The following is a 13,691-nucleotide window of genomic DNA, read 5'->3' as shown; positions in this document are numbered from 1 at the left end:
ACATCAGTCGGCGGGTCGTTCATATTTCTCGGCATGTCGCGCCCCGAGTCCCCCGATCACACCGCCTTTGAGCTGGTGCTGTTCGGCGTGACCGGGCACTGCGTCGCCGACATTCTCTGTCGCTGACACCGCCTGCCCCGGCGTGTGTCGGCCTTTTCCCCTGCCGCGCCCGGGCCTCTTCCACCCGCAGGCGCGGCATTTTCTGTCTTCCCCGGTGCTCTCTTCCGGCGCTGCTGCCTGTGCGGACCCCTGTCACTTTCCGCGTTCAGCACACCGAGAGGTGCTTCTCCGATGCGTCATCTGTCCCCGCGCACAGCGTCCGTGGCGGCCGCGAGTCTGGTTCTGGCCCTGGGCGCTGCCGCCTGCGCCGGGCCCAAGGACAGCGCCGCCGCCACGTCCGGAGCCCAGGGCACGCCCCACAAGGGCGGCAAGCTCACCGTCCTCAACAGCGCGCCGCAGGAGGACTTCGACCCCGCGCGCCTCTACACATCGGGCGGCGGCAACGTCCCCTCGCTGGTCTTCCGTACGCTCACCACCCGCCACCGCGCCAACGGCGCCGACGGCGCGAAGGTCGTCCCCGACCTCGCGACCGACACCGGCAGGCCCAGCAAGGACGCCACCGTCTGGACGTACACCCTCAAGAAGGGGCTGCGGTACGAGGACGGCACCCCCATCACGTCCGGGGACATCAAGTACGGCATCGAGCGGTCCTTCGCCGCCGAACTGTCCGGCGGGGCGCCCTATCTGCGCGACTGGCTCATCGGCGGGGCCCAGTACCAGGGCCCGTACAAGGCGGGAGCCGATGGGAAGAAGGGCAAGGGCCTCGACGCGATCGTGACGCCCGACGACCGCACCATCGTCTTCCATCTGAACAAGCCCGAGGGCGAGTTCCCGTATCTGGCGACACAGACCCAGACGACCCCCGTACCGAAGGCCAAGGACACCGGCACCAAGTACGAGGAACACCCGCTCTCCTCGGGCCCGTACAAGGTCGTCAAGAACGAGAACGACGGTGAGCGGATCACGCTCGCGCGCAACACCCAGTGGTCGGCGAAGACCGACAGCGAGCGCAAGGCCTACCCCGACACCATCGACGTCCGCTCCGGGCTCGACTCCTCCGTCATCAACCAGCGGCTCGCAAGCTCCCAGGGCGCGGACGCCGCCGCCGTGACCACCGACACCAACCTCGGCCCGGCCGAGCTGGCGAAGGTCACCGGCGACAGGAAGCTCGCCGCGCGCGTCGGCACTGGCCACTTCGGCTACACGAACTACATCGCCTTCAACCCGAAGGTGAAGCCGTTCGACAACCCGAAGGTGCGCCAGGCCATCTCGTACGCGGTGGACCGCTCCTCGGTGATCAACGCGGCGGGCGGCTCCGCGCTCGCCGAGCCCGCCACCACCTATCTGCCCCACCAGAAGTCCTTCGGCTACACGCCGTACGACCACTTCCCGGCAGGCGCCACCGGCAACCCGGCCAGGGCGAAGGCGCTGCTGAAGGAGGCCGGCTATGCCAAGGGCCTGACCGTCACCCTGACGCACTCCAATGCCAAGGACTTCGAGACCAGCCCGGAGATCGCCACCGCACTCCAGGAGTCCCTGAAGAAGGCCGGTATCACGGTCAGGCTCCAGGGCCTTGAGGACAACGACTACAAGGACAAGACCAAGAACGCGAAGACCGAGCCGGGCTTCTTCCTCGCCCACTGGGGCGCCGACTGGCCGTCCGGCGGCCCCTTCCTCGCCCCGATCTTCGACGGCCGCCAGATCGTCAAGGACGGCGCCAACTTCAACACCGGCTTCCTGAACGACCCTTCGGTCAACAAGGAGATCGACGCGATCAACAAGCAGACCGACCTGAAGGCGGCGGCCCGGCGCTGGGGCGCGCTCGACAAGAAGATCGGTGAGCAGGCGCTGACCGTGCCGCTCTTCCACCCGGTCTACAAGCGGCTCTACGGCCAGGACATCAGGAACGTCGTGATCAGCGACTGGACCGGCGTGCTGGACATCTCTCAGGTGGCGGTCAAGTAACCATGACGGAAGCCCTGTTGGCCAAGGAAGCGGGGACCGCGGCCGCGGTCCCCGCCTCCGGGGCCCGTCAGTTCTGGCGGCGGCTGCGGGGACAGCGCGCCGCCACCGCGGCGGCGGTCGTCGTCGCCCTGCTCGTCCTGGCCGCGCTCGCCGCGCCGCTGCTCACCGCCCTGGAGGGCCAGGATCCCAACGTCTACCACCCGGATCTGATCGACTCGGCGCGCGGCGGCGTCCCCGTCGGTCCGCTCGGCGGCATGAGCGCCGAGCACTGGCTCGGCATCGAACCGCAGACCGGACGCGACCTCTTCGCCCGGCTGGTCTACGGGGCCCGGGTCTCGCTCTCCGTCGCGTTCGCCGCGACGCTCGTACAGGTGCTGCTCGGCGTCGCCTTCGGGGTCGCGGCGGGACTCGGCAACAAGCTCGTCGACAACGTCCTCAGCCGGATCACCGACGTCGTCGTGGCGATGCCGCTGATGGTGCTCTCGCTCGCGCTGATGGCGATCGTCCCCGACACCTTCCCTCGTCCGGTGCTGGTCGCGCTCGTCATCGGCCTCGTCGCCTGGGGCGGTACGGCGAAGATCGTCCGGGCCGCGACACTGAGCCTCAAGTCGCTCGACCATGTCGCGTCGGCCCGGCTCAGCGGCTGGAACCAGTGGCAGATCGCCCGCCGCGAACTGCTGCCGTCGCTGGCAGCGCCCGTCATCACCTACGCCGCGCTGCTCTTCCCCAGCAACATCTCGGCCGAGGCCGCGCTGTCCTTCCTCGGGGTCGGCGTCAAACCGCCCACCCCGTCCTGGGGACAGATGCTCACATCGGCCGACGTCTGGTACCAGGCCGCGCCGCAGTATCTGCTGCTCCCGGCCGGGATGCTCTTCCTCACCGTCGTCTCGCTGACCGTGCTCGGCGACGGCGTACGGACCGCACTCGACCCGCGGGCCGCCTCCCGGCTGCGCATCGGCACCGGACGCAAGCGCGAGAAGGGAGCGGCGGCGTGAACATGACGGGCTTCCTGCTGCGGCGCCTCACCGGCGCCGCCGTCACCCTCCTCGCGATCTCCGTGATCATCTACGCGGTCTTCTACGTCGCACCGGGCGACGTCGCGCAGATCACCTGCGGTCCGCGCTGCTCACCGGTCCAGGTGCACCAGGTCAGCGAGCAACTGCGGCTCGGCGACCCCCTCTATGTGCAGTACGGGCACTTCCTCCAGGGCATCTTCGCCGGGCGGGACTTCTCCACCGGCACCTCGGTGCTGCACTGCAACGCGCCCTGCCTCGGCCTCTCGTACCGCACCGACCAGCAGGTCACCCAGCTGATCCTCACCAAGCTGCCGGTCACCGCCTCCCTCACGCTCGGCGCGATGGTGATGTGGCTGATCCTCGGGGTCGGCACCGGCGTGCTCTCCGCCTGGCGGCGCGGGCGGCCCACGGAGCGGCTGCTCACCGGGGTCACCCTGGCCGGTACCGCGACACCCGTCTTCGTCATCGGCCTGGTGCTGATGATCGTGGTGTGCGGGACGCTGGGCTGGCTGCCGTATCCGCAGTACGTGCCGTTCTCCGACGACCCGCAGCAGTGGGCGTGGAACCTGCTGCTGCCCTGGCTCTCGCTCGCGCTGATCGAGTCCGCCAAGTACGCACGGCTGACCCGGGCCTCGATGCTGGAGACGCTGGCCGACGACCATGTGCGGACCTTCCGCGCGTACGGGGTCAGCGAGCGCCGCATCATCGGACGGCACGCGCTGCGCGGGGCCCTCGCTCCTGTCATCGCGCTCAACGCCAATGACTTCGGCTCGATGTTCGGGGGCGCCGTACTGACCGAGTCGCTCTTCGGCATCCCCGGGATCGGGCGCGAACTCGTCCACGCCGTCAATGTGGTGGACCTGCCGGTGGTGGTCGGCATGGTGCTGGTCACCGGCTTCTTCGTGGTACTCGCCAATGCCGCAGCGGACGTGCTGTACGCGGTGGCCGACCGACGGGTGGTCCTGTCATGAGCGCTGGTTCCGTCACGAGTCCTGCCGTGAGCCCCGCCGTGAGTCCTGCCACGAGTCTGGTCGATGTCAGGGATCTCTCGGTCACCTTCGACGGGTCCGTACGGGCCGTCGACGGGCTGTCGTTCACGCTGGAGGCGGGCGGCGCGCTCGGCGTCGTCGGTGAGTCCGGCTCCGGCAAGAGCGCGTCCGCCTACGCCCTGCTCGGGCTGCACCGGGGGAGCGGCGCGCAGGTCACCGGGTCGGTGACGGTGGCCGGGGTGGATGTGCGGACCGCGTCGGACGCGGAACTGCGCGGACTGCGCGGCGGGAAGGCCGCGATGGTCTTCCAGGACCCGCTCTCCTCACTGGACCCCTACTACGCGATCGGCGACCAGATCTCCGAGGTGTACCGGGTCCATGTGAAGACCTCACGCCGGGCCGCCCGCGCGCGGGCGGTCGAGGTGCTCGACCGGGTGGGCATCCCGGATGCCGCCCGGCGCGCCAGGTCGCGCCCGCACGAGTTCAGCGGCGGGATGCGCCAGCGGGCACTGATCGCGATGGCGCTGGCCTGCGAGCCGCAGCTGCTGATCGCGGACGAGCCGACGACCGCGCTGGATGTCACCGTGCAGGCGCAGATCCTCGATCTGCTGCACGGGCTGCGGCAGGAGACGGGGATGGGGCTGCTGCTCGTCACCCATGACGTGGGTGTCGCTGCGGGGTCGGTCGACGAGGTGCTGGTGATGAAGGAGGGGCGGGCGGTCGAGCGCGGGCCGGTGGCCGGGGTGCTCGGATCACCGCGCGAGCCGTACACCAGGGCGCTGCTGGCCGCGGTGCCACGGGTGGAGGCTCAGCAGCGTGTGCGAGCAACGGACGCGGAGGCTCAGCAGGATCACCAGGATCAGCGGGCTCAGCAGGATCAGCGGGCTCATCGGGTGGAGGCGCGGCCGGTGCGCGTACCGCGGGGGGAAGGCCGGCGGGTGGCAGCCGGTGGTGTTCCGGAGCGGGTGGCCGCCGGCGCCGGGGACCGCCCGCTGGTCGAAGCCGTCGACGTACGGCGGGTGTTCGGCCGGGGCAGGTCCGCGCTCGCGGCCGTCGACGGGGTGTCCCTCGCCGTCCACCGCGGCGAGACCCTGGGCATCGTCGGCGAGAGCGGCAGCGGCAAGACGACACTCGGACGGATGCTCGTCGGGCTCCTGGAGCCCACATCGGGGCGCCTGCACCGGGCCGGCCGGGTGCAGATGGTCTTCCAGGACCCGGTGTCCTCGCTCAACCCCCGCCGCTCCATCGGCGAATCGGTCGCGGACCCGCTGCGGGCGCGCGGCGACCGGGACGAGTCGCTGATCCGGGACCGGGTCAGCGATCTGCTGGGCCGGGTCGGTCTGGACGCCGCCCAGTACGGCCGCTATCCGCACGAGTTCAGCGGGGGCCAGCGCCAGCGGGTCGGGATCGCGCGGGCGCTCGCCGCCGAGCCGGAGCTGATCGTCTGCGACGAGGCGGTCTCCGCGCTCGATGTCACGACCCAGGCCCAGGTCACCGCCCTGCTGGCCGAGTTGCAGCGGGAGCTGGGGCTCGCCCTGGTCTTCATCGCGCACGACCTCGCGGTGGTACGGCAGGTCAGCGACCGGGTCGCCGTGATGCGGCAGGGCCGGATCGTCGAGGAGGGTGAGGCGGACACCGTGTACGGCGCCCCGCAGGACCCGTACACCAAGCAGCTGCTGGCCGCCGTCCCGACGCTCGACCCGGTGCTCGCCGCGGTGCGCCGCGCGGCCCGTACGGAGCTCGCTCCGGCCTGACCCCGAGTGACCGAAAGGCACCGTAGCGCCACAGAACGCTATCGGTGGGAGAAAGTTACGACGGTTCACCCCTTCTGGTGGCGCGATGGACAACCGTCCATCGCGCCACCTCTCTGTCCGCTTACGGTCGTCCCGCTGTGAGTCGCCGTCACCATCGGCGGCCGCCTGAAGGGAGAGCGGGGGTGTGCTCGTGCGGACAGGACTGCTTACGGACGGTGGTTATCCGTATGCGACAGGTGAGTCACGGCTCTGGTGCGACCGGCTGGTGCGCGGTCTCGATCAGCACGAGTTCGATGTCTACGCCCTGAGCCGCAGCGCGCACCAGGAGGCAGCCGGCCGGGTCGAACTGCCGCCCCAGGTACGGCGGGTGCGCACCGCCCCGCTCTGGACGGAGCCCGTGGCGGGCCGCCCCTACGGGCGCCGCGACCGGCGCCGCTTCGCCGGACACTTCGGCGAACTGGCGGCCGCCGTCAGCGCCGGCGGACCGGACTTCGCGGCCGGTCTCTACGGCTTGGCCGAACTGGCCAGGGAACGCGGCGGGCTGCATACGGCACTCCGCTCCGAAACCGCCCTGCGCACCCTGGAGTCCGCCTGCCGCGCGCCCGGCGCGAACCGCACCGTGCAGGCCGCCGGGGTCCCCGACCACCTCGTCTTCGCCGGTCTCGTCGAACGCGCGCTGCGGCCGCTCTCCCTCGACTGGTACACCGAGGACGGCCTGGGGGCGGTGGACCTCTGCCACGCCACGGCGGGCGGCACGGCCGCGCTGCCGGGGCTGCTGGCCAAACGCTTCTTCGGGGTTCCGCTGCTGGTCACCGAGTACGGGGTCCAGCTCCGCTCGCACTTCCTCGCGGGCGGCGACCGGAGCGCGCCGGTACGGGCCCTGCTCGCCGCCTTCCACCGCGCACTCGCCGCCGAGGTGTACGGACAGGCCGCGGTGATCACACCCGGCAACACGCACGCGCGCCGCTGGCAGGAGAAGTGCGGCGCCGACCCCGCGAAGCTGCGCACGGTCTACCCCGGCATGGAGGCCGCACGCTTCGCCGCCGTGGGCGACGGCTTGGACACGGGCGACCCGGCGACCCTGGTCTGGGTCGGGCGCATCGAACCCGCCAAGGATCTGATCTCGCTGCTGCACGCCTTCGCCGAGGTGCGCAGGGAGGAGCCGGGTGCGGTGCTGCGGATCGTCGGAGCCCCCGCAGAAGGCCCCGATGGCGCCGCCTATCTCGCCCACTGCCGGGCGCTGGCCGCGCAGTTGTTCCCCGACGAGGCGGCCGGCGCGCACGCCGTCGGCTCCAACCCCGTGGCCTTCGACGAGATCGGCGGCCCGGAGACCCCCGAACTCGCCGACGCCTACGCGGGGGGCGCGGTCGTCGTGCTCTCCAGTGTGGTGGAGGGGTTCCCGGTGAGCCTGGTGGAAGCGATGTTCTGCGGCCGGGCGACGGTCTCCACGGACGTCGGGGCCGTGGTCGAAGTCATCGGCGGTACCGGGCTCGTGGTGCCGCCGCGCAACCCCCGGGCCCTGGCCGACGCCTGTCTCGCGCTGCTGCGCGACCCCGCGCGCCGGGAGCGGCTGGGGGCGGCGGCGCGTGCGCGGGCGCTCGAACTGTTCACGGTCGAACAGAACCTCACGGCATTTCACGGCATTTATCTCGACGTGATCTCGCACTGCCCGGTCCGGCGTGCGCCGGAGCACGACACCGGGGAGCCGAGGCCGTTCGCGTATCCGGCGGAGTCGCATGTCCCGGGGAACTGGACGGCGGGGGGCGGTGGCGCTTCCCATACGCCGAGCTGGGCGGAGCCGGAGCCGGGGCCGGGTGCTGGTGGCGCGCGCTCTGGTGCTGGTGGTGGTGCCGATGGTGTGCCGGGTGCTGTGCAGGCCGGTGCCGTGCCGGTGTCGCGGGCTGCCGGTGCGGCGGCCGCGATGGGGGAGGGCAGCCGATGAGCGGGGGCGTACGCCGGAGCGCGTTTGGCTGCGGCGGCACCGCCGGTACGGATCCCCGCACGCCCTGGCCGCCGCTCCGGCGCACGCTCCGGCTCAGGTCCAGCCCCGAGGGCGCACCTCGGCGCGGGCCCGCTCCCGCACCCTCCGGTCTCCCACTCCGGCCCCCACGCACCTGCCAGCGCCGAGAGGTCGCCGTATGAGCACCCCCCGTACCACCGGACCGCAGTCTTTTGACGGGCCGCAGTCTTTTGACGGGCCGGAGCCTCTCGGCGGGCCGCAGTCTCACGATGGACCCCGGTCTCTCGGCGGGCCTCAGCCTCTCGACGGACCGCGTCCGCCCGTCGGCGCCGATGCCTGGGACGCCCGCTCCGAAGCCGTGACCGGCGAAGCAGCCGGGCTGCCGGAATCCCCGGTGCGCAAAGGCGTACGCGGTCCCGCCGACCCCGTACGGGCGCTGATGCACCGGCACCGCGAACTGTGCGAGCAGGCCGTCGACCCGCTGGAGATCGCCGCAGGTCTCGAAGCGCACGGGATCACCGACCGGACCGCCGCCCGCTTCCGGCACCGGGACGTCTTCTCGCTCGCCGACGAGCTGTACGCCCGGGTCCCCCGGGGCGCGGAGGCCGACGGTGCCGAACCGGCGCGCACTCCGGCCGCCGTTCCGCGCGCCCCCTTCGACGGACTGCTGCCCGGCGCCTGCGCCGTCGCGACAGCAGTCGGTGCCGGACTGACCCACGGCGGCGGCAGGCTCGCGGCCGTGGCGGCCGGTACGGCCCTCACCGGTCTCGCCCTCGCCGTCACCCTGCGCCGGGGCCCGCTCCGTGCCGGGGGGCGTACGGTGCCGGCCGCGCGCCTGTACGTCTGCTGGCTGATCGGCTACGCGCTCTGCGGCGACGGGCTCCTCGACCAGTTCCAGCGGGGCGGCCCCGACGGTCCGTGGCCGCTGTCCTGGATCGCCGTAGTGGGTCTCGCCGTGGCCGTCGCACCCGCCGCCTGGTGTGCCCGGCTCTTCGCGCAGCTGACCGGGCGGAAGCTCGCGGCCAGCCGCGGCACCGCCGAGTTCGCCGCGCACACCAGGCCGCTCGTGGCCGCCGTCACCCTGCTGTACGCGGCCGTGCCCGCAGCCCTGCTGTTCGTCCCCGGCTTCAACCCGGGAGCGGCGGCCCTCGCCGTGCTGCTCCTCCTCTCCCGGCTGCTCACCGTCCACGGCCTCCCCGACGGCGCGGCCGCCGCGCTCGCCACCGCCTGCACGGGAGAGGCGCTCGCCCTGGCGTCCGTCCTCATCGGCCGCCTCCCCGGCTGCCGCTTCATCTCCGCGCCCGTCGACGCCCTGGGCGCGGCGGCCGTACCCGCCGTCGTCTGCGGAGCGGTGGCGCTCGCCCTGCTGGCGCACGCCACCGCCGCGCTCTCCCGCGCCTCGGCGCACACCTGAAGCGGCGGCCGGCCACCCGCCGGACCGCCGCCCCCGAAACTCCCGCGGAGCCGACGCCGCGGGCCGACCACCCGTAACACTCAGAAGGAGAACGAAAAATGAGCCCCGACCTTCCAGCACCGTCCCGTCGGTATCGAGAGGCGGCCGCGCGATGAGGGTGCTGCTGCTCGGAGCCAACGGATACCTCGGCCGCTATGTGGCCGACCGCCTGCTCGCCGACCCCGCCGTGCACCTCACGGCCCTCGGACGCGGTGACGACGCCGACGTCCGCTTCGACCTCGCCAGCGGCAGCCCGGGAGCGCTCACCCGCTTCCTGGACGCCGTCCACCCCGGGGTCGTCATCAACTGCGCCGGAGCCACCCGTGGCGGCGCCCGCGATCTGACCCGGCACAACACCGTCGCCGTCGCCTCCGTCTGCGAGGCGCTGCGCCGCAGCACCTGCAACGCGCGGATGGTGCAGCTCGGTTGCGCCGCCGAGTACGGACCGAGCCAGCCCGGTTCGTCCACCGCGGAGGACGCGGTCCCGCGCCCCGGCGGGCCGTACGGGGTCTCCAAGCTGGCGGCCAGCGAGCTCGTGCTCAACTCGGGCCTCGACGCGATCGTCCTGCGGGTCTTCTCACCGGTCGGCCCCGGCACCCCCGCGGGCTCCCCGCTGGGCCGTCTCGCCGAGGCGATGCGCCGTGCGATGCAGGCGGGGGACAAGGAGCTGAAGCTCTCCGGGCTCGGCGTCCAGCGTGACTTCGTCGACGTACGGGACGTGGCGCGCGCCGTCCACGCCGCGTCGCTCTCCGCGGCCCAGGGCGTCGTCAACATCGGTACGGGCCACGCGGTGAAGCTGCGCGACGCCGCCGCAGTCCTGGCCAGGGTCGCCGGATTCGGCGGCACGCTCCACGAGCTCGACGCGCCCCAGCACCGCCACTCGGGCCTGGTCTCGCCGCGCCCGTCCGAGCCGGTCATGGATCATCTGGCCGCGCCGTCCCCGTACCCGGACGGCTGCGGAGGCTGGCAGCAGGCGGACGTGCGCACCGCCCGCGACCGGCTCGGCTGGCGCCCGCGCATCAACCTGGAGGAGTCGCTCGCCGACATCTGGATGGAGGCGGCATGCCGCATCTGACCCCGGGCGCGACCCTCTCGGCCGAACTGGGCTTCGGCGTGCCGGGGTACGCGCACCCGCTGGTCGCGCCGGTCGAATGGGCCGAACTGGCGCGCCCGGGCACGCCGTTGCACTGGGTCGTCCTCAACGTCGACAACGGCCCCGGCGACCGGCCCGACCCGCACTGCCTGGCGGCGGCGGGCCGGCTCCGCAACGCGGGGACGCGCGTGCTCGGCCATCTCGACATGGCCCACGGCACCCGTGCCTTCGGGGAACTGATCGCGGAGGCCCACCGGTTCGCCGACTGGTACCGCACCGAGGGGTTCTTCCTCGACCGGGCCCCGGCCGACCGCGCCGACCTGCCCGAGACCCGGCGGATCGCGGACGCCCTCAGGTCGGTGACGGGGCCCGGCGGCCGTCTCGTGCTCGGACACGGAGTGCATCCGTACCCCGGATACGCCGAGACCGCCGACCAGTTGGTCACCTTCAGCGGCCCCTGGACGGACTACCGCTGGTCGCAGGTGGCGGAGTGGACCGCCGATTACGACCCGTCGCGGTTCGCCCACTTCGTGCACGGCGTCCCGCGCACACACCTGGAGGAGGCCGTCCGGATCGCCCGCTGGCAGGGGGCGGGCACGATCTTCTTCACCGACCGGACGGACCGGACCGACCGCACCGGCGGGACCGATCCCGTGGACGGGGCCGACGGCTCCGCCGCAGGCCGGCCGGAGGAGAGCGCGCCGTTCGAGGCGCTGCCCGGCTACTGGGACGAAATCGTCTCGCGGATCGGACCTGGTGTCTCGGAATGAGGAGGGGCGTGGCAGTGTTACGGAAGAACCATCGTACGTAGATACCGACCAACGGAGTCCCCGTGTCGCTGCCACCCCTGGTCGAGCCAGCTGCTGAACTCACCGTCGATGAGGTCCGCAGGTACTCCCGCCACCTGATCATCCCCGACGTGGGGATGGACGGGCAGAAGCGGCTGAAGAACGCCAAGGTGCTCGCCGTGGGCGCGGGCGGCCTCGGTTCGCCCGCCCTCATGTACCTGGCCGCTGCCGGTGTGGGCACGCTGGGCATTGTGGAATTCGACGAGGTCGACGAGTCGAACCTGCAGCGCCAGATCATCCACAGCCAGGCCGACATCGGCCGTTCCAAGGCCCAGTCGGCCAAGGACACGGTCCTCGGGATCAACCCCCTGGTGAATGTGATCCTTCACGAGGAGCGGCTCGAAGCCGAGAACGTGATGGACATCTTCTCCCAGTACGACCTGATCGTGGACGGCACGGACAACTTCGCCACCCGCTACCTGGTCAACGACGCGTGCGTGCTGCTCAACAAGCCGTACGTCTGGGGCTCGATCTACCGCTTCGACGGCCAGGCGTCGGTCTTCTGGTCCGAGCACGGTCCCTGCTACCGCTGCCTCTACCCGGAGCCGCCGCCCCCCGGCATGGTCCCCTCCTGCGCCGAGGGCGGCGTGCTCGGCGTGCTCTGCGCGTCGATCGGCTCCATCCAGGTCAACGAGGCGATCAAGCTGCTCGCCGGCATCGGTGACCCGCTGGTCGGGCGGCTGATGATCTACGACGCCCTGGAGATGCAGTACCGCCAGGTCAAGGTCCGCAAGGACCCCGACTGCGCGGTCTGCGGTGAGAACCCCACCGTCACCGAGCTCATCGACTACGAGGCCTTCTGCGGCGTCGTGTCCGAGGAGGCCCAGGAGGCGGCGGCCGGTTCGACGATCACTCCCAAGCAGCTCAAGGAGTGGATCGACACCGACGAGAAGATCGAGATCATCGACGTCCGTGAGCCGAACGAGTACGAGATCGTCTCGATTCCGGGCGCGAAGCTGATCCCGAAGAACGAGTTCATCATGGGCTCCGCCCTGTCGGACCTTCCGCAGGACAAGAAGATCGTCCTGCACTGCAAGACGGGTGTCCGCTCGGCCGAGGTGCTGGCCGTGCTGAAGTCCGCGGGCTTCGCGGACGCCGTCCACGTGGGCGGCGGCGTGATCGGCTGGGTCAACCAGATCGAGCCGGAGAAGCCGGTCTACTAGACCGCGGCACCACCGCGTCGGAGGGGCGGCCCGCACGGGATGTGCGGGCCGCCCCTTCTGTGTGTGCTCAGGCTCTGCGCGCTCAGGCTCTCTGCGCTCCGGGAGCCGGCCCGTGCCCCTGTGCTGCCCCCGGGTCGGCGCTACTGTGTGGGAGAGGGACGACAAAAGCAACATAGCTCGCATATTAGACCAGATGGGATCTGTCCATGCCGCTCGCCCGCAGCCTCACGCGTCTGCTCGTGGAGCGGGACACGACGCGGAGGGAGCGCGCCGCGTTCCTGGTATTTCTCCTCGTGGTGCTGGCCGCGATCGTGGGCGTGGAGTCCGTCACCCCCGGCGACCTGCGGGTGGTGCTCTTCGCGAGTCTGGTCCCGCTCGTCGGGGCCCTCGTGCTGAGCGTCCTGGCGACCGCCGCGCTCGCCACCCTCGCCGGTATCAGCATCGCCGTCTCGTACCCCCTGTTCGCACCGCACGAGCGCGACCCCGCGCAGATGGCCGTGGTGCTCGCCGCGACCTGGACGGTCGGGATGCTCGCGCTGCTGATCGCGCGGCTCGGCTCCCAGCGGCAGTCCCTCCTGGAGCGGACCCGCGGAGCCGCCGAGGCGGTCCAGCTCGCGTTGCTGCGGCCGTTCCCGCTGCGTACCAAGGACTTCGAGGCATACGGGGTCTACCTCGCGGCGGAGGAGTACGCGCGGGTCGGCGGCGACCTGTACGAACTGATCGAGTCGCCGTTCGGGACCCGGGTGCTCGTCGCCGATGTGCGCGGCAAGGGGCTGGACGCCATCAACGCGGGCGCGGCTGTGCTCAGCGCGTTCCGGGTGGCGGGGTACGAGGAGCCGGGCCTGTCGGACCTGACCCGGCGCATGGAGAACATACTGGACCGCTACAACGAGTACGCCGAGACCATCGGCCAGGAGCCGCGCCATGTCACCGCGCTGCTGGTGGAGTTCGCCCCGGACCGGCAGCGGATGCGGCTGGTGAACTGCGGTCATCTGGAGCCGTTCGCCGTCTGCGACTCCGGTGCGCGGCAGATCGGTCTGGGCGAGGCCGGGCTGCCGCTGGGGCTGGGCTTCCTGGTCCCCGATGAGGAACGCGCGCGGGCCGTGGTGGAGACGCGGCTGCCGTACGGGGCCCGGCTGCTGCTGTTCACGGACGGGGTCACGGAGGCCCGGGACGGCCACGGGGTGTTCTATCCGCTGCCCCGGCGGCTGGAGGGCTGGACCCGCCTGGAACCGGCCGCTCTGGTACGGGAGATCGAGCAGGATCTCCACCGGTACGTCGGCGGGCGGCTCCAGGACGACGCGGCGATCATGGTGATCACCGCCCGCTGAGCCGGTCCGGGGCACGGGGTGACAAGTGGGCTGGGGCGGGCCGCACTTCGGGCACCGTG

The 13,691-nt window shown here is 71.9% G+C and carries 11 protein-coding genes; all 11 read left to right on the top strand.

Translation table 11 applies throughout. The features are described 5' to 3' along the window. Window positions 1-33: 33 nt before the first annotated feature. The 11 genes from OG210_RS07765 to OG210_RS07715 all read left to right on the top strand — a co-directional run bounded on the left by OG210_RS07765 (window position 34) and on the right by OG210_RS07715 (window position 13,632). Window positions 34-126 (top strand): Ms4533A family Cys-rich leader peptide, encoded by a 93-nt coding sequence (locus OG210_RS07765; protein ID WP_327295399.1) that lies wholly within the window; start codon window positions 34-36, stop codon window positions 124-126. Between the two features lie 165 nt (window positions 127-291). Beyond that, entirely contained in the window at window positions 292-2,025 is a 1,734-nt protein-coding gene (locus OG210_RS07760; RefSeq protein WP_328331159.1) for an ABC transporter substrate-binding protein, read from the top strand. 2 nt (window positions 2,026-2,027) lie between these two features. Next, window positions 2,028-3,020: an ABC transporter permease gene (locus OG210_RS07755; protein WP_328331161.1), complete on the top strand. Its 993-nt coding sequence runs from the start codon at window positions 2,028-2,030 to the stop codon at window positions 3,018-3,020. Window positions 3,021-3,022: 2 nt separating this feature from the next. Next, entirely contained in the window at window positions 3,023-4,012 is a 990-nt protein-coding gene (locus tag OG210_RS07750) for an ABC transporter permease (RefSeq protein ID WP_371540212.1), read from the top strand. Further along, on the top strand, window positions 4,009-5,784 hold the full coding sequence (locus OG210_RS07745; protein ID WP_371535448.1) for a dipeptide ABC transporter ATP-binding protein: 1,776 nt from the start codon (window positions 4,009-4,011) through the stop codon (window positions 5,782-5,784). Before OG210_RS07750 ends, OG210_RS07745 begins: the two co-directional genes overlap by 4 nt. Window positions 5,785-5,974: 190 nt before the next feature. Next, window positions 5,975-7,726: a DUF3492 domain-containing protein gene (locus OG210_RS07740; RefSeq protein WP_371540210.1), complete on the top strand. Its 1,752-nt coding sequence runs from the start codon at window positions 5,975-5,977 to the stop codon at window positions 7,724-7,726. Between the two features lie 376 nt (window positions 7,727-8,102). Beyond that, on the top strand, window positions 8,103-9,158 hold the full coding sequence (locus OG210_RS07735; RefSeq protein WP_371535445.1) for a hypothetical protein: 1,056 nt from the start codon (window positions 8,103-8,105) through the stop codon (window positions 9,156-9,158). Window positions 9,159-9,309: 151 nt separating this feature from the next. Further along, window positions 9,310-10,272 (top strand): NAD(P)-dependent oxidoreductase, encoded by a 963-nt coding sequence (locus OG210_RS07730; protein ID WP_266853347.1) that lies wholly within the window; start codon window positions 9,310-9,312, stop codon window positions 10,270-10,272. Beyond that, the gene (locus OG210_RS07725; RefSeq protein WP_328331169.1) at window positions 10,260-11,060 is read left to right on the top strand and encodes a spherulation-specific family 4 protein; all 801 of its coding nucleotides are present in this window, start codon (window positions 10,260-10,262) and stop codon (window positions 11,058-11,060) included. Before OG210_RS07730 ends, OG210_RS07725 begins: the two co-directional genes overlap by 13 nt. Window positions 11,061-11,122: 62 nt before the next feature. Then, entirely contained in the window at window positions 11,123-12,301 is a 1,179-nt protein-coding gene (gene moeZ, locus OG210_RS07720; RefSeq protein WP_328331171.1) for an adenylyltransferase/sulfurtransferase MoeZ, read from the top strand. Between the two features lie 206 nt (window positions 12,302-12,507). After that, entirely contained in the window at window positions 12,508-13,632 is a 1,125-nt protein-coding gene (locus OG210_RS07715; protein WP_328331173.1) for a PP2C family protein-serine/threonine phosphatase, read from the top strand. Window positions 13,633-13,691 lie beyond the last annotated feature (59 nt).

The organism is Streptomyces sp. NBC_00466 (assembly GCF_041433995.1).
Lineage (GTDB): Bacteria > Actinomycetota > Actinomycetes > Streptomycetales > Streptomycetaceae > Streptomyces.
This window is presented reverse-complemented; position numbering and strand designations above follow the sequence as displayed.

Coding starts and splice junctions, on each gene's coding strand:
- OG210_RS07730 (WP_266853347.1), top strand. CDS start 9,310: ATGAGGGTGCTGCTGCTCGGAGCCAACGGATACCTCGGCCGCTATGTG.
- OG210_RS07715 (WP_328331173.1), top strand. CDS start 12,508: ATGCCGCTCGCCCGCAGCCTCACGCGTCTGCTCGTGGAGCGGGACACG.
- OG210_RS07760 (WP_328331159.1), top strand. CDS start 292: ATGCGTCATCTGTCCCCGCGCACAGCGTCCGTGGCGGCCGCGAGTCTG.
- OG210_RS07750 (WP_371540212.1), top strand. CDS start 3,023: ATGACGGGCTTCCTGCTGCGGCGCCTCACCGGCGCCGCCGTCACCCTC.
- OG210_RS07725 (WP_328331169.1), top strand. CDS start 10,260: ATGCCGCATCTGACCCCGGGCGCGACCCTCTCGGCCGAACTGGGCTTC.
- OG210_RS07765 (WP_327295399.1), top strand. CDS start 34: ATGTCGCGCCCCGAGTCCCCCGATCACACCGCCTTTGAGCTGGTGCTG.
- OG210_RS07755 (WP_328331161.1), top strand. CDS start 2,028: ATGACGGAAGCCCTGTTGGCCAAGGAAGCGGGGACCGCGGCCGCGGTC.
- OG210_RS07745 (WP_371535448.1), top strand. CDS start 4,009: ATGAGCGCTGGTTCCGTCACGAGTCCTGCCGTGAGCCCCGCCGTGAGT.